This is a genomic window from Streptomyces sp. R21 (assembly GCF_041051975.1).
Lineage (GTDB): Bacteria > Actinomycetota > Actinomycetes > Streptomycetales > Streptomycetaceae > Streptomyces.
On sequence record NZ_CP163435.1, the window covers coordinates 8,616,850 to 8,632,080 of the forward strand.

Sequence of the window (15,231 nt, forward strand, 5' to 3'; positions counted from 1 at the left end):
CTATCGGCCTGGACGGCCTCGTCCTCAAACGCCGGACGGGCTGACCACCCCTCCTGGAGCCGCTCTTATGCATCTTGATCACTCTCACTCTCATGACGGGCCCTCCGCCCTCAGCGCTGATGCTCATCGGCCTGACGGGACCCGGCGCGCTCTGCGTATCGGGCTCGGCGGTCCCGTCGGGTCAGGGAAGACCGCTACCGTGGCCGCGCTCTGCCGGGCCCTGCGTGACGAACTCTCCCTCGCCGTCGTCACCAATGACATCTATACGCGCGAGGACGCGGAGTTCCTGTTGCGGGAGGCCGTGCTGCCGCCGGAGCGGATCACCGCCGTGGAGACCGGGGCCTGTCCGCACACCGCGATCCGGGACGACATCTCCGCCAATCTCGAAGCGGTCGAGGATCTGGAGGACGAGGTCGGGCCGTTGGACCTGATCCTGGTGGAGTCCGGCGGGGACAACCTCACCGCGACCTTCTCCAAGGGGCTCGTGGACGCGCAGATCTTCGTGATCGACGTGGCGGGCGGGGACGACATCCCGCGCAAGGGCGGGCCCGGCGTCACGACCGCCGATCTGCTCGTCGTCAACAAGACGGACCTCGCCCCGTACGTCGGGTCCGACCTCGGGCGGATGGCCGCCGACGCGAAGACCCAGCGGGCCGAACTGCCCGTCGTCTTCCAGTCGTTGCGCAGCGAGCCCGGGGTCGCGGAGGTCGCCGGCTGGGTGCGGGCGCAGCTCGCCGCGTGGACGGCATGACGACAGGGGTACGGGCGCGAGCGCGGATCGCGGCACGGGACGACGGCCGGGGCGGCACCGCGCTGCCGGTGCTGGAGGGGGACGGCCCTCTCGCCCTGCGGCGCGTGCGGGCGAGCGGCACCGAGGCACGCGTCATGCTCGTCGGGGCGATGAGCGGACCGCTCGGCGGCGACCACTTCACCGTCGAGGCGGAGGCGGGTCCCGGCGCCCGGCTGCACGTCGGCTCCGCGGCGGCCACCATCGCGCTGCCCGGGCAGGCCAAGGGCGAGGCGCACTACGACGTACACCTGAACGTCGCCGCCGACGGTGAACTGCACTGGCTGCCCGAGCAGTTGATCTCCGCCGGTGGAAGTGATCTGTGCGTGTCCTCGCGCATCGAGCTGGCCTCCGGGGCCCGGCTGGTCTTCCGGGAGGAGCAGGTGCTCGGGCGGGCGGCGGAGGAACCCGGGCGGCTCGCCAGCCGTCTTACCGTGCGCCTCGACGGTCGGCCGCTGCTGGACCAGGAGCTGACGTGCGGGCCCGGTGCCCCCGGGGGCTGGGACGGTCCCGCCGTGCTGGCCGGCCATCGCGCGCTGGGGCAACTCGTGGTCGTACGGCCGGAGTTCGGGACAGAGAGGCCAGGGGCGCGGATGCGGGGGGAGTACGCCGCACTCACCCCGCTCGCCGGGCCCGCCGTCCTGGTGACCGCGCTGGCGCCCGACGCGAGGCTGCTGCGGCGCGTGCTCGACGAGGCGCTCGCGTCACTCGGCTGAAACGTACGGTTCCGCTCACCAGGACACGGTTCTCCGGATATCGGATCAGTAAAGAAGCCCGGTCGCATCTGTTCTCAGGGAGCTCACAGCCGAAAGGATCCCCGTACCAATCGCAACGATGTACGGGGAGGTCCCACTTGAGGGGTTTGAGACCGACGAGGCGAGTGACAGCGCTCGGCTCGGCCGGAGCGCTCGTCACGGCGACACTCATAGCCGGAGCCCTCGCGGCGCCGTCGGCCACCGCCGACTCGCGCCACGGCCAGAACCGTGAGGCCCGCGGCGCGGCCATCGCCGCCGACCGGGCGGCCAAGGCCGGGATCGACTGGGCGGACTGCCCCGCGGACTGGGGCTTCGAGAAGCCCATCCAGTGCGGCTGGGTCAGCGTCCCGCTCGACTACGCCCACCCCTACGGCAAGCAGATCAAGCTGGCCGTCGACCGCATCGGGAACACGGGCACCAAGGAGGAGCGCCAGGGCGCCCTTGTGTACAACCCGGGCGGCCCCGGCGCCTCCGGCATGCGCTTCCCGCGCCGCGTCACGACCAAGGCGCCGGTCTGGGTGAACACCGCCAAGGCGTACGACTTCGTGGGCTTCGACCCGCGCGGTGTCGGCCACTCGGCGCCCATCTCCTGCATCGACCCGCAGGAGTTCGTGAAGGCCCCCAAGGCCGACCCGGTCCCGGACACCGAGGCCGACAAGCTCGCCCAGCGCAAGCTGGCCGCCGCGTACGCGGACGGCTGCGCCGAGCGCAGTGGCGCGATGCTGCCGCAGATGACCACGCCGAACGCCGCGCGCGACCTGGACGTCATCCGGGCCGCCCTCGGCGAGAAGAAGCTCAACTACCTGGGCGTCTCCTACGGCACCTACCTCGGCGCCGTCTACGGCACGCTCTTCCCGAAGCACGTCCGGCGCATGGTCGTCGACAGCGTCGTCGACCCGTCGCGCGAGAACATCTGGTACCAGGCCAACCTGGAGCAGGACATCGCCTTCGAGGGCCGATGGAAGGACTGGGAGGACTGGGTCGCCAAGAACGACGCGGCCTTCCACCTCGGCGACACCCGCGCCAAGGTCCAGGACCAGTGGCTCAAGCTCCGTGCCACGGCGAAGAAGAGCCCTCTCGGCGGGGTCGTCGGTCCGGCCGAGCTGATCTCCTTCTTCCAGAGCGCTCCGTACTACGACTCCTCGTGGGTACCGACCGCGCAGGTGTTCAGCAAGTACGTCGCCGGTGACACCCAGGCGCTGATCGACGCGGCCTCTCCCGACCTGTCGGACACCGCGGGCAACATCTCCTCGGAGAACGGCAACGCCGTCTACACGGCCGTCGAGTGCGCCGACGCCAAGTGGCCCACGAGCTGGAAGCGTTGGGACCGCGACAACACGCGGCTCCACAAGGACTACCCGTTCATGACCTGGGCCAACGCGTGGATGAACCTGCCGTGCGCCACCTGGTCGGCGAAGCAGCAGACCCCGGTCGACGTGAAGACCGGCAAGGGCCTGCCGCAGGTGCTGATCGTGCAGTCCACGCGTGACGCCGCCACCCCGTACCCGGGCGCCGTCGAACTGCACAAGCGCTTCAAGGGCTCCCGTCTGATCACCGAGAAGGACGCGGGCTCGCACGGCGTGACCGGCCTGGTCAACCCGTGCATCAACGGGCGGGTGGACACCTACCTGCTCACCGGCAAGACCGACGCCGCCGACGTGACGTGCACGCCGCACGCGACGCCGACGCCGTAGCCGTAGGGCTGTGAAGTGAGGGGCGGCCGGAATCCCGGCCGCCCCTCATTCATTCACCCATGACATACCGTCAACTCAGCGGCATCCGCGGGAACTTGCGGGCCATCGACGCCTTCTCCTCGGCCTCCTCGGCCTTGACGACCGCCGCGTACCGGTCGACGTACTCCTGCTCGGAGAGGGTCAGGATGGCGTACATGATCTCGTCGGTGACGGCGCGCAGGATCGCCTTCTCGTTCTCCATTCCGGCGTAGCGGGAGAAGTCCATCGGCTTGCCGAAGCGGATGACAACGCGCCGGAAGTTCGGGATGACCTGGCCGGGCGGCTGTGCCTCGAACGTGCCGATCATCGCGCAGGGGATCACCGGCACCTGGGCCCTGAGCGCCATGACGGCGACGCCGACCTTGCCCTTGTACAGGCGCCCGTCGTGCGACCGCGTCCCCTCCGGGTAGATCCCCAGCAATTCCTCCTTGCGCAGCACGCCGAGCCCCTCGCGGATCGCGGCCTGGCCCGCCTCCTTGCCGGAGCGGTCCACCGGGATCTGCCCGGCGCTGCGGAAGAACGCGGCCGTGAGGCGTCCCTTGATGCCGGGGCCCGTGAAGTACTCCGCCTTCGCCAGGAAGGTGATGCGCCGTTTGAGGACCGCGGGCATCAGGAAGTGGTCCGAGAACGACAGATGGTTGCCCGCGACGATGGCCGGTCCCGACGAGGGGATGTGCTCAAGACCCTCGATCCGAGGCCGGAAGACCAGTCTCAACAAGGGCCCCAGCAGCACGTATTTGAGCACGTAATAGAACAAGGGGTCGCTCCTCACTCCGTCGGATCGGCTCAACCGCCGCGTTCTAGCAGGTCAACGGGCATGCGATGGGCTGTCAGTGTAGGCGCAGGCGTGGCCCGCCGGAACCGGGCCCGACCGGACTTGTACCGATTCCCCGCACGTTTCTGACAGTTCGCCGTAGAGAAGAAAAGGGGTCGTTCGGCACGGGCGGGAACGACCGCCGGACCAGGGTGCTGCTACTGGCGGGTAGAGATCAACCGTGTCGGCGCAGCGTGGCGCAAACGTGGTCGGTGGCTGGCGGGCATGCGCCTCTTGCCAGGGCTTCCTGGCAACCTCGCCGAACTGCCCTGCCACAGACGTGCGCAGGAGACGGCACACCCCGAGGAGCGACGGAGGCATCCTCGGGGTGACCGGTCTCGTCCGGTTGGCGTGGGGCGCCGGGGTCAGGCGCCTTGCGTCAGAACCTTCTCCAAGGACGCCAGCGCCGATTCGAGTTCCTCGCCCGTGATGGTCAGCGGCGGGGCCAGGCGGATCGTCGAGCCGTGGGTGTCCTTGACGAGGATTCCCTCGCGCATGAGGCCCTCGCTGATCTCGCGGCCGGTGCCGATGGCGGGGTCGATGTCCACGCCCGCCCACAGCCCGCGCGAACGGAAGCCCACGACGCCCTTGCCGACCAGCGCTGCCAGGCCGCCCCGCAGGGCCACGCCCAACTCGGCCGCCCTGCGCTGGAATTCGCCGGTCTCCAGCAGCTCGACCACGGCCGAGCCGACCGCTGCGGCGAGCGGGTTGCCGCCGAACGTCGATCCGTGCTCGCCGGGTCGCAGTACCCCGAGCACGTCGCGGCGCGCGACCACCGCGGAGACCGGGACGATGCCGCCGCCGAGCGCCTTGCCGAGCAGCACCATGTCCGGGACGACACCCTCGTGCTCGACGGCGAGGGTGGTGCCCGTGCGGCCGAGGCCCGACTGGATCTCGTCCGCGATGAACAGGCACCCGGTGCGCCGGGTCAGCTCGCGGACGCCGGTGAGGTAGCCGTCGTCCGGGATGACGACGCCCGCCTCGCCCTGGATGGGCTCGATCAGCACCGCCGCGGTCGTCTCGTCGATGGCCGCCTCCAGCGCGGCGAGGTCGTTGTACGGGACGATCCGGAAGCCGGGAGTGAAGGGGCCGAAGCCGGCGCGGGCGGTCTCGTCGGTGGAGAAGCTGACGATCGTCGTCGTACGGCCGTGGAAGTTGTCGGCGGCCACGACGATCGTCGCCCGGTCCGGTGCGACGCCCTTGACGTCGTACGCCCACTTGCGGGCCACCTTGATGGCCGACTCCACCGCCTCGGCGCCCGTGTTCATCGGCAGCACCATCTCCTGGCCGGTCAACGCGGCCAGGGATTCCGCGAATTGGGCGAGACGGTCGTTGTGGAACGCGCGCGAGGTCAGCGTCAGCTGGTCGAGCTGCCGGTGCGCGGCTTCGATCAACGCGGGGTTGCGGTGACCGAAGTTGAGGGCCGAGTAGCCCGCCAGCATGTCGAGGTAGCGGCGGCCCTCGACGTCCTCCACCCAGGTGCCCTCGGCGCGGGCGACGACCACGGGCAGGGGGTGGTAGTTGTGCGCGAGGACCGGCTCCTCGGCGCGGATCAGGTCGGCGGAGGAACGCGTAACGGCGGGAGCAGTCATGAACGGATCTCCTGAGTGCAGCACTTGATGCCGCCGCCTGCCTTGTGGAACTCCGACAGGTCGACGGGGACGGGGACGTAGCCGTGGCGGTCGAGCTGGGCGGCGAGCGCCTCGGCCCGCGGCGAGATGAACACATGGCGGCCGTCGGAGACGGAGTTGAGGCCGAACGTCAGCGCGTCCTCACGGGTGGCGAGCACCGCGTCGGGGAACAGCCGGCCGAGGACCTCGCGGCTGCCGGGCGAGAACGCCTCCGGGTAGTACGCGATGTTCGCGTCGGGCCCGTCGTCCAGGACGAACAGCGCGGTGTCCAGATGGTAGAAGCGCGGGTCCACCAGCCGGAGGGTGATCACCGGGACGCCGAAGAACTCCTGCACCTCGCGGTGCGCCTCGGGCGTCGTACGGAATCCGGTGCCCGCCAGGAGATAGCGGCCGGCCGGGATCAGATCGCCCTCGCCCTCGCAGACGGACTCGGGGCGGTAGACGTCGTAGCCGGCCGCTTTGAACCAGGTCTCGTAGATGCCGGACTCGGGGCGGCGTTGAGGTGCGTGGAAGAGCGAGCCGAACACACGGCCCGCCAGGACGAGCGCGGAGTTCGCCGCGAACACCATGTCCGGGAGGTCCGGGACGGGTTCCACGGAATCGACGGTGTGGCCATGGGCGCGGTATGCGCCGATCAGGGCCTGCCACTGGCTGTGGGCGAGGTCGACGTCGACCGTCGCGTCGGGATGCATCCAGGGGTTGATCGCGTACTGCACGGCGAAGTGTCTGGGTTCGCAGACAAGGAAGCGCCGGGGGCGCGGCACACGGCTGTCGGGCACAGAGTGGTTCCTCCGCTTCCTGCGGTGTCGACGGGGGGTGCCTCCACGGTAGGAAACGGGAGATACCGGCGACAAGCGACGAAAGCTGCGCGCATACGCAGTATTGCTGCGTGGTCTGCCGGGTCAGCGCACGTTTCCTGCGTCATCCGGGGCCGCGTGGGTCGCGCCCGCCTCCGGGGCCTCCGGCAGCAGGTGGGACAGCACCATGTAGCTGATCGTCTTCCGGATGAAGGGCTCCGTCCGGATCCGCTCCAGGACCTCCTCGAAGTGCCCCACATCCGTGGCGCGTACATGGAGGAGCGCGTCCGCGCCGCCGGTCACGGTCATCGCCGCGGTGATCTCCGGATGGTTGCGGACCACCTCCGCGAGCCGCCGGGGCGGCGCCGCGCCCTCGCAGTACACCTCGACGTACGCCTCCGTGCGCCAGCCGAGCGCCGCGGGCTGCACGGTGGCCGTGAACCCGGTGATCACGCCGGTCTCGCGCAGCCGGTCCACCCGGCGCTTGACCGCGGTCGCCGACAGGCCGATCGCCGCACCGATCTCGGAGAAGCTCGTCCTGGAATTGGCCATCAGGGCCGTGATGATCTTGCGGTCGAGATCGTCGAACATCGCGGGCTTGCTGCTCATGGCGGCACTGTATCCAGCAAGGACGGCCACGCCCCGCACATGTCCAGGCGTCCGAATACCTCTTACACTCCACCTTCATGCTGCGCGCGCTCGCCGTCGACGACGAACAACCGTCCCTCGAGGAACTCGTGTACCTGCTGAACGCGGATCCGCGGGTCGGCAGTGCCGAGGGCGCCAGTGACGCGACCGAGGCGCTGCGCCGGATCAACCGGGCCCTGGAGTCCGGCCCCGACGGACCCGAGGCGATCGACGTCGTCTTCCTCGACATCCACATGCCCGGGCTCGACGGGCTCGACCTGGCCCGGCTGCTCACCGGCTTCGCCAAGCCGCCCCTCGTCGTGTTCGTCACCGCCCACGAGGGCTTCGCCGTCCAGGCCTTCGACCTCAAGGCCGTCGACTACGTCCTCAAGCCCGTCCGCCGCGAACGCCTCGCCGAGGCCGTCCGCCGCGTCGCCCAACTCATGGACGCCGCCCCGCTGATACCCGTGCACGAGCCCGACCCCGACCAGATATCCGTCGAACTCGGCGGTGTCACCCGCTTCGTGGCCGTCGAGGACATCACCCACGCCGAGGCGCACGGCGACTACGCCCGCCTGCACACCGCCCAGGGCAGCCACCTCGTCCGCATCCCGCTGTCCACCCTCGAAGAGCGCTGGCGCTCGCGCGGCTTCGTCCGCATCCACCGTCGCCACCTCGTCGCGCTGCGCCACGTCGACGAACTCCGCCTGGACGCGGGCACGGTGAGCGTCCTCGTCGACCAGGTCGAACTCCAGGTCAGCCGCCGGCACGCCCGCGAACTGCGGGATCTGCTGATGCGCCGGACCGCCAACTGAGGAGGGGGCCGACATGCCGCAGGATCCCACCGAACGCCGAGTCGTCGTCACCGGAGTGCCCCGCCGCACCCGCCGGACCTCCGGCTACTACCGCCCCAGGACCGAGATCGACGAACAGACCACCCTCGGCCACACCTACGTCCGCTCCCTGATGCGCAGTCAACTACGCGTGGCACTCGTGGTGTTCGCGGTCCTGGTGCTGCTCGTGGGACCGCTGCCCCTGGTGTTCGCCGCCATGCCGGACGGCGCGAGCCTGGAGTGGGCCGTGCTCGGCTTCTGCCTGTACGCGCCGCTGGTGCTGCTCGCCCGCTGGTTCGTGCGCCGCGCCGAACGCAACGAACGCGACTTCGTCAGGCTCGTCGAGGACCAGGACCGCTGACCCGGGTGAACGAGAACTACGCCGTCCCCGCGGTCGCCCTCGTGGTCGTGGCGACCGTCCTGGTAGGCGCGTTCGGCCTGCGCATCTCCCGGACCACCTCCGACTTCTACGTCGCCTCGCGCACCGTCGGCCCCCGGCTCAACGCGGCCGCGATCAGCGGGGAGTACCTGTCCGCGGCCTCCTTCCTCGGCATCGCCGGCCTCGTGCTCGTGCAGGGCCCCGACATGCTCTGGTACCCGGTCGGCTACACCGCCGGCTATCTCGTGCTGCTGCTGTTCGTCGCCGCCCCGCTGCGCCGCTCCGGCGCCTACACGCTGCCCGACTTCGCCGAGGCGCGGCTTGGCTCGCAGGCCGTGCGCCGCCTCGCGGGTGCCTTCGTCGTCGGCGTCGGCTGGCTGTACCTGCTGCCCCAACTCCAGGGCGCGGGGCTCACGTTGGCTGTCTTGACCGACGCGCCCGACTGGTTCGGCGGGGTTCTCGTCGCGGTCGTCGTGGTCGCGACCGTCGCCGCCGGCGGCATGCGCAGCATCACCTTCGTCCAGGCCTTCCAGTACTGGCTGAAGCTGACCGCCCTGCTGGTCCCCGCACTCTTCCTGGTCCTCGCCTGGCAGGCCGACGGAGCGCCGCGCCACCCCTTCGACGAACCGACGACCTTCCGTGAGCAGCGCGTCGTCCGGGTCGACGACAGCCTCGACCTGAAGCTGTCACGGCCCCTGACCGTCACGGCGACCGGCACCATCGACAACCGGCGCTACGACGGCGCACGCGTCCAACTCCCCGCAGGCGTCCACCACATCACCCACGGCACCCGGCTGACCTTCGACAAGGGCACCCCGGTCCCCGCCGCCGACCGCGGCAGCAACGGCGGCATGTCCACCTCGCTCGCCGCCGGCCGCGAGGAACGCCCGCTGTACGCCACGTACGGACTGATCCTCGCCACCTTCCTCGGCACCATGGGCCTGCCGCACGTGGTCGTCCGCTTCTACACCAGCCCGCACGGCGTCGCCGCCCGCCGCACCACCGTCGCCGTGCTCGGCCTGATCGGCGCCTTCTACCTGCTCCCACCCGTCTACGGCGCGCTCGGCAGGCTCTACGCCCCCGAACTCGCCCTCACCGGCAACGCGGACGCTGCCGTCCTGCTCCTCCCGGACCGTCTGATCGGGGGAGTCGGCGCGGATCTGCTCGGCGCCCTGGTGGCGGGCGGGGCCTTCGCCGCGTTCCTGTCGACGGCCTCGGGCCTGACCATGGCGGTGGCCGGTGTGCTCACCCAGGACGTGCTGCCCTCGCGCGGCGTACGGCACTTCCGGCTGGGCACCCTGCTCGCCATGGCCGTACCGCTCGCCGCGAGCGTTCTGGTGGGCGGACTGCCGGTCGCCGACGCCGTGGGGCTCGCCTTCGCCGTGTCCGCCTCGTCCTTCTGCCCGCTGCTCGTCCTCGGCATCTGGTGGCGGCGGCTGACCCCGCCGGGCGCGGCCGCCGGGATGCTGGTCGGCGGCGGCTCCGCGCTGGTCGCGGTCGGCGCGACCATGGCGGGCTACCCCCGCACGGGGTCGCTGCACGCGCTGCTCGCCTGGCCCGCCCTGTGGTCGGTGCCCCTCGGGTTCGTGACGATGATGCTGGTGTCGCTCGCCACCGCGGGCCGGGTTCCGGCGGGAACGGCCGCGATCCTGGCCCGCTTCCATCTGCCGGAGGAGCTGTCGGACGGCCAGGTGCGCGCGGCCGTGACCGCGAAGGAGAGGGAGGTCGACGCGTGAGCGGATTCCTGGCGGGCCTCTGCGTGGCCGTACTCCCGCTGCTCGCGGCCGGGTTCTGGCTGGGCCGGCGCACCGCGCGCCCGCAAAGCCTCGGCGACCTCGGCACCCCCGTAGAGCACGCCACCTTCCAGACCCTGCACACCGCTTCGCTCGCCGCGCCCCCGCTGCGCGCGGGCCTCACCGGGGAGACGGCCGGCAGATCCGCCGGTCGGCTGCGCACCCTGCTCGGCACCGACGCGCTGTGCCTCACCGACCAGGAGAGCGTCCTCGTCTGGGACGGGGTGGGGGAGCACCACCGCACGGAGATCATGGAACGGCTCAGCGGCCCCCTGGAGACCGGCCGCGGCGAGGCCTTCCGGCTCAGCTGCGACGCCCCCGACTGCCCGCTGCGCTGGGCCGTCGTCGCGCCGCTCACCGTCGACGACCGGGTGCACGGAGCGCTCGTCGCCTGTGCACCGCGTGAGTCGGCGGTCCTCGTCCGAGCCGCGGGCGAGGTGGCCCGCTGGGTGAGCGTCCAACTGGAACTGGCCGACCTCGACCAGTCCCGCACCCGCCTCATCGAGGCCGAGATCAAGGCACTGCGCGCCCAGATATCCCCGCACTTCATCTTCAACTCGCTCGCGGTGATCGCCTCGTTCGTCCGCACCGACCCGGAGCGCGCCCGCGAACTGCTCCTGGAGTTCGCCGACTTCACCCGCTACTCGTTCCGCAGGCACGGCGACTTCACCACCCTCGCCGACGAACTGCACGCCATCGACCACTACTTGGCCCTCGTCCGGGCCCGCTTCGGCGACCGCCTCTCCGTCACCCTGCAGATCGCCCCCGAGGTCCTGCCCGTCACGCTGCCCTTCCTCTGCCTCCAACCGCTCGTGGAGAACGCCGTCAAACACGGCCTCGAAGGCAAGACCGGCACCACGGGCAAGAGCCACATCAGCATCACCGCGCAGGACACGGGAGCCGAGGCCCTGGTCGTCATCGAGGACAACGGCACCGGCATGGACCCCGACCGGCTGCGCCGCATCCTGGCCGGCGAAGTCGGCGTCTCGGACGGCATCGGGCTGTCGAACGTCGACGACCGGCTGCGCCAGGTGTACGGCGACGACCACGGCCTCGTCATCGAGACCGCGCTCGGCGCGGGCATGAAGATCACCGCTCGGCTGCCGAAGTACCAACCCGGCGTGCATTCGGCGGCGCGCCTGCCGAGGGACCGGGAGTGAGCGTCACGTAGTGCGCGACGCCACCATCCCGAGCGTGATCAGGCCGAGCACCACCCAGCCGAACCAGAGCCAGCCGTTGCTGCCGAGCGCCACGGTGTAGGCGGTCACCGCGACCAGGGCGCCGACGGTGAGCACCCCCATCGTCTTCGTCGAACCGGGCGTAGAACCGGGCATCGCGACACCCTCCTCCAGGCGGTCCGCGACGCGGGCCATGGCCTTGGGGCCATTTTCGCCCGGAGGGGCTGCGTTTGCCAGGGGTGGGCGGATCATCCGCTCGCGACGGCGCAGACCACCCAGTAGAAGTGCTTCCCCCACAGGCCCTGGCTCTGCAGACCGTAGTTGGCGAGGCGGCCGTCGCTTTCGGCGTCGAACGCCCCGGCCTTGGCGTCGTTGTGGCACTGGTCGTTCATCGTGGTGTTGGCCTGCGCGGCGGACACGGGGCCGTCGAGCTGGGTGAAGCCCACGACCTGGCCCTGGTGGGGCTTGTCGCAGGCGACCAGGTCGAAGTTCTTACGGTTCTTCGCGTCGCCGCCCGAGGGGCGCAGACAGTCGCCGATCTGCATCTGGGCCGCGTCCTGGAAGGTCATCCCGTAGGGGCGGAACATCGCGAGTGGGCCGTACACGGGGCCGTTCACCCCTGTCAGCAGGCAGGCGACCTTGCCGCCGCTGGCCTCGAAGCCCCCGGCCGTGGGGATGACGGCGACACTGGCCACGCTGGAGCCCAGCTTCTCGGCGGTGGCGCGCGTCTGCTTCCGGCACCAGCTCGGTCCGACGGTTCGGGCGTCCTGCACGGAGGACGCCTTGTAGAACGTCATCACCTGCCCGTCGGGGACCCTTTGCTCGCAGCTCGGATCCACCTCCATGGTCGAAGTGGGGGTCACGCGGTTGCCGGTCCGGGAGGCGACGACGCAGTCGCCCGGCTGCAGCGGTTTTCCGAGCCCGACCTTGGAGCCGTACGGCAGCACGACCTGGTGCGCCATCGCGAACCAGAAGCCGCCACCGGCCAGCCCCAGCGCGAGGAGCGCCGAGGAGAGGGCCAGCAGGAGACGCGGGCGCTTGCGCCGCCGCTGGCCCGAGGGCCCCGGCCACAGAGTGCCGGACGGTGCGCCGTATCCCAGAGGCGGGCCGAAACCCGGGGGAGTAGGCCTCCAGGTGGCGGGACCGTCCGAGCTGACAGCTGTCGGGGTGTACGGGGCCGCAGCGCCGACGTCCTGGGCCCCCGAGGTGGGGTGGACACGGCCACCGGAGTCGAGGGCGGTGGGGGTGTACGGCATTGGGGCGGGGCTTCCCTGGTCCAGCACACGGTCGGAGGTCACCAGCCCGGCCCAGGGCGGCTGCGAGCCCGTCTCGAACGGGGTCGGCGGGCGGAGCTCGGGCGTGATGATCCGGGCCAGGGCCGCCGCCGTGTCCTCGGCGGAGAGCCGGTGTGCGGGGTCCTTGACCAGGAGGGCCTCGACGAGCGGCCGCAGGGCGCCGGCCTGCAGCGCCGGGCGCGGGTCCTCCAGGACGACCGCGGTGATGGCGGCGAGGTCCGTCTCACGGTCGAAGGGGCCGACGCCCTCCACGATGTAGTAGAGGGTGCAGCCCAGCGAGAACAGGTCGGCCGCTGCGGTCGGCGGGCCGCCCGTCGCCCGCTCCGGCGCCAGATAACCGGGCGTGCCGACCAGGGCGGACGTCCGCGTCCAGCGCGTCTCCAGGGAGTCCGGCTGGACGGAGATGCCGTAGTCGGTGAGCAGGATCCGGGCGCCCGGGGTGCCCGTGCGGTCCGGCGCCAGCAGGATGTTGGCCGGCTTGACGTCCCGGTGCATGATGCCGTGCTCGTGGCCCGCGGTCAGGGCGTCCAGGACCGCCAGGCCGATCCGGGCGCACTCGTACGGCGCCAGCGGGCCGCGCCGGTTGAGCACGGCCCTCAGGTCCTCCGCACCCGCCACGTACTCCATCACGATCCACGGCAGTCCCTCGTCCTCCAGGACGTCGTGGACGGTCACCACGTGCGGGTGACCGCGCAGCACCGCCGCGTGCCGGGCCTCGGCCCGGGCACGGGCGATCCGGGCCTCGTGCTCCTCCGGCCCCTCGGCGGGGTTGCGGAACCTGATCTCCTTGAGGGCTACGTCGCAGTCGAGACGCTGGTCGTGGGCGAGCCAGACATGGCCCATCCCGCCGGAGCCGATCCGGTCCAGGATCAGGTACCGCCCGGCGATGATCCGGCCCACTCCCGACTGCGGTGATCCTGGTGCCATTCGGTGCGCTCCCGGGGTCTGCGAGGGGTCGTACACGGGTCAGGCCGTGGCCACAGTGGGCTCGACCGACGTCGAGTCCACCGGGTCGGGCGAGGACGCGGACGAACCGCCGTCGGTCGGTGTACTCGACCCGCCGCCACCCGTGTCGGACGGCGAGATGCTGTTCGTCGGCCCGGTGCCACCGTCGGAGGACGACGAACCGCCTGAGGTCGGGGTGCCGGTGTCGGCCGTGCCGCCCGTGTCTGCGGTCCCGCCGGTGTCTGCGGTCCCGCCGGTGTCTGCGGTGCCTCCGGTGTCGGCCGTGCCGCCCGTGTCTGCGGTCCCGCCGGTGTCTGCGGTGCCTCCGGTGTCTGCGGTGCCTCCGGTGTCGGCCGTGCCTCCGGTGTCTGCGGTCCCGCCGGTGTCTGCGGTGCCTCCGGTGTCTGCGGTGCCTCCGGTGTCGGCCGTGCCTCCGGTGTCTGCGGTCCCGCCGGTATCTGCGGTGCCTCCGGTGTCGGTTCCCTCGGTGGACGGCTCCGAGCCGGTGGGGCCTGAGTCGGCGCTGTCGGACTCCACGAACAGCGTCACGTACTCGCCCCAGGGCAGTTCTTGGCCCGCGGGCGGGTTGCTGCCCGTGACGATCGCGTCGTCGGCGGGCTGGTCACCTGTGTCCGCCGGGACCAGACCCGCGTCGTACAGAGCGTTGGCGGCATCGGCGTACCTCTGCTGCGTTACGGCCGGCACGGTCTGCCGTGCGTCCTTCTGGAAGTTCTCGTCCGGGGCGTCCATACCTGCGTCGCGGGCGATCACGGTGTCGGGGTCCTGGACGTCGACGAGCTGAAGTCGGTCGACCCCGGCGTTGCCCGGCGGCGGCTGGACGACCAGCTCGTTGTGCGGCTGGTATCCGGCCCACTTCTTGTTGCCGTGCTCGAACTTCACGGAGATCTTGTCGGCACTGTGGGTGAACGGACGCAGTGGATTACCGCAGGAGCACTTCACCGCGGGAAGTCCGTGCGTGTCCACCAGAATCGCGATTCCCGCCTGGAGCAAGGAGTCGTAGGAGACGGCTTTTCCGTCCTTGTAGTCGTGATTCTTCACGAGTGTGTCGTGGCGCAGGACGACGGGTGTGAGCCGGTCGATGTATTTACCGATCTCGTCCTGACGGATATGCAGGACCTTCGCCCATTCCCGTGCTTTCGCGGAGTTGCCGGGCTCGGTGAGGAAATTCTTGAGCTTCTTCACCAGGCATGTGCCGGGCTTCGTGGACCCGCCGAACTCGCCTGTAGAGCTGTCGTCGCCGGACGATCCGTCGCCGGTCGGCTGCTCCTCGGAGCCGCCGTACAGCCCCGGCCTGTTGCTCGCCTGCACACCGCCGGGCGTCCGGTCGGCCTGCAGATCGGTCACGTCCTTGCCGAGACCTTTGCTCTCGTCGAAGAAGGGAGCCTGCGACGCGACGTTGGCCGCGACGGCGCGCACGGCGAGCATCTGTTCGGATGTGCAGCCATTCGTTCCGGCGACGAGCAGCGCGAAAATTGCCAACAGGGCGGTCCTGCGGGCTATGGATATCCCAGCCCTTTTCATTCCTGCGTGAAATGTCATGACCGCTCCCCCTGCGGTTTCCCCCGTGGCCCCCGCAGATCGAATCGGATCGAAGGTGTCGAACACATCGAACATGTCAAACACGTCGAACGCGGGGCTTTGCG

The 15,231-nt window shown here is 70.8% G+C and carries 14 protein-coding genes; 7 read left to right on the forward strand and 7 right to left on the reverse strand.

Translation table 11 applies throughout. The features are described 5' to 3' along the window. Positions 1-67 precede the first annotated feature (67 nt). From ureG to AB5J56_RS38515, 3 genes are all read left to right on the forward strand, one after another. Positions 68-751: an urease accessory protein UreG gene (ureG, locus tag AB5J56_RS38505; RefSeq protein WP_369239995.1), complete on the forward strand. Its 684-nt coding sequence runs from the start codon at positions 68-70 to the stop codon at positions 749-751. Continuing rightward, positions 748-1,503 carry an urease accessory protein UreD gene (locus tag AB5J56_RS38510; protein ID WP_369239997.1) on the forward strand — a complete coding sequence of 252 codons (756 nt, stop codon included), beginning with the start codon at positions 748-750 and terminating at the stop codon, positions 1,501-1,503. The genes ureG and AB5J56_RS38510 overlap by 4 nt, the downstream gene beginning before the upstream one ends. A 137-nt stretch (positions 1,504-1,640) precedes the next feature. Next, positions 1,641-3,236: an alpha/beta hydrolase gene (locus tag AB5J56_RS38515; RefSeq protein ID WP_369239999.1), complete on the forward strand. Its 1,596-nt coding sequence runs from the start codon at positions 1,641-1,643 to the stop codon at positions 3,234-3,236. 70 nt (positions 3,237-3,306) lie between these two features. Here AB5J56_RS38515 and AB5J56_RS38520 read toward each other — a convergent pair whose 3' ends face one another. The 4 genes from AB5J56_RS38520 to AB5J56_RS38535 form a co-directional block, all read right to left on the reverse strand. Continuing rightward, positions 3,307-4,032 (reverse strand): lysophospholipid acyltransferase family protein, encoded by a 726-nt coding sequence (locus AB5J56_RS38520; RefSeq protein WP_369240001.1) that lies wholly within the window; start codon positions 4,030-4,032, stop codon positions 3,307-3,309. Between the two features lie 422 nt (positions 4,033-4,454). Further along, on the reverse strand, positions 4,455-5,681 hold the full coding sequence (rocD, locus tag AB5J56_RS38525) for an ornithine--oxo-acid transaminase (RefSeq protein ID WP_369240003.1): 1,227 nt from the start codon (positions 5,679-5,681) through the stop codon (positions 4,455-4,457). Then, positions 5,678-6,574 carry a dimethylargininase gene (gene ddaH / locus AB5J56_RS38530; RefSeq protein ID WP_369240005.1) on the reverse strand — a complete coding sequence of 299 codons (897 nt, stop codon included), beginning with the start codon at positions 6,572-6,574 and terminating at the stop codon, positions 5,678-5,680. Before ddaH ends, rocD begins: the two co-directional genes overlap by 4 nt. Positions 6,575-6,622: 48 nt before the next feature. Then, positions 6,623-7,126 (reverse strand): Lrp/AsnC family transcriptional regulator, encoded by a 504-nt coding sequence (locus AB5J56_RS38535; protein WP_369240007.1) that lies wholly within the window; start codon positions 7,124-7,126, stop codon positions 6,623-6,625. 77 nt (positions 7,127-7,203) lie between these two features. On the opposite strand from AB5J56_RS38535, the gene AB5J56_RS38540 reads away from it, so the two are divergent. The 4 genes from AB5J56_RS38540 to AB5J56_RS38555 are packed head-to-tail and all read left to right on the forward strand — an operon-like array spanning position 7,204 to position 11,309. After that, entirely contained in the window at positions 7,204-7,959 is a 756-nt protein-coding gene (locus AB5J56_RS38540) for a LytR/AlgR family response regulator transcription factor (protein ID WP_369240009.1), read from the forward strand. 13 nt (positions 7,960-7,972) lie between these two features. After that, positions 7,973-8,338, forward strand: coding sequence for a hypothetical protein (locus tag AB5J56_RS38545; protein WP_369240011.1), 366 nt, complete (start codon positions 7,973-7,975; stop codon positions 8,336-8,338). 5 nt (positions 8,339-8,343) lie between these two features. Further along, positions 8,344-10,092 carry a cation acetate symporter gene (locus tag AB5J56_RS38550; RefSeq protein WP_369240013.1) on the forward strand — a complete coding sequence of 583 codons (1,749 nt, stop codon included), beginning with the start codon at positions 8,344-8,346 and terminating at the stop codon, positions 10,090-10,092. Further along, positions 10,089-11,309 carry a sensor histidine kinase gene (locus AB5J56_RS38555; RefSeq protein ID WP_369240015.1) on the forward strand — a complete coding sequence of 407 codons (1,221 nt, stop codon included), beginning with the start codon at positions 10,089-10,091 and terminating at the stop codon, positions 11,307-11,309. Before AB5J56_RS38550 ends, AB5J56_RS38555 begins: the two co-directional genes overlap by 4 nt. A gap of 3 nt (positions 11,310-11,312) precedes the next feature. Here the strand turns inward: AB5J56_RS38555 and AB5J56_RS38560 are convergent, their stop codons facing one another. Genes AB5J56_RS38560 through AB5J56_RS38570 form a run of 3 tightly spaced genes read right to left on the reverse strand, consistent with a single transcriptional unit; the run spans position 11,313 to position 15,067 of the window. Then, the gene (locus tag AB5J56_RS38560; protein WP_369243189.1) at positions 11,313-11,522 is read right to left on the reverse strand and encodes a hypothetical protein; all 210 of its coding nucleotides are present in this window, start codon (positions 11,520-11,522) and stop codon (positions 11,313-11,315) included. A 53-nt stretch (positions 11,523-11,575) separates the two neighbouring features. Next, positions 11,576-13,549, reverse strand: coding sequence for a protein kinase (locus tag AB5J56_RS38565; protein ID WP_369240017.1), 1,974 nt, complete (start codon positions 13,547-13,549; stop codon positions 11,576-11,578). A 39-nt stretch (positions 13,550-13,588) separates the two neighbouring features. Next, positions 13,589-15,067 (reverse strand): DUF6777 domain-containing protein, encoded by a 1,479-nt coding sequence (locus AB5J56_RS38570; RefSeq protein WP_369240019.1) that lies wholly within the window; start codon positions 15,065-15,067, stop codon positions 13,589-13,591. Between the last annotated feature and the right edge of the window lie 164 nt (positions 15,068-15,231).

Bases quoted from the DNA above. Each gene is read 5' to 3' on its own strand.
- ureG (WP_369239995.1), top strand. From the start codon at position 68: ATGCATCTTGATCACTCTCACTCTCATGACGGGCCCTCCGCCCTCAGC.
- AB5J56_RS38510 (WP_369239997.1), top strand. From the start codon at position 748: ATGACGACAGGGGTACGGGCGCGAGCGCGGATCGCGGCACGGGACGAC.
- rocD (WP_369240003.1), bottom strand. From the start codon at position 5,681: ATGACTGCTCCCGCCGTTACGCGTTCCTCCGCCGACCTGATCCGCGCC.
- AB5J56_RS38535 (WP_369240007.1), bottom strand. From the start codon at position 7,126: ATGAGCAGCAAGCCCGCGATGTTCGACGATCTCGACCGCAAGATCATC.
- AB5J56_RS38540 (WP_369240009.1), top strand. From the start codon at position 7,204: ATGCTGCGCGCGCTCGCCGTCGACGACGAACAACCGTCCCTCGAGGAA.
- AB5J56_RS38545 (WP_369240011.1), top strand. From the start codon at position 7,973: ATGCCGCAGGATCCCACCGAACGCCGAGTCGTCGTCACCGGAGTGCCC.
- AB5J56_RS38560 (WP_369243189.1), bottom strand. From the start codon at position 11,522: ATGGCCCGCGTCGCGGACCGCCTGGAGGAGGGTGTCGCGATGCCCGGT.
- AB5J56_RS38565 (WP_369240017.1), bottom strand. From the start codon at position 13,549: ATGGCACCAGGATCACCGCAGTCGGGAGTGGGCCGGATCATCGCCGGG.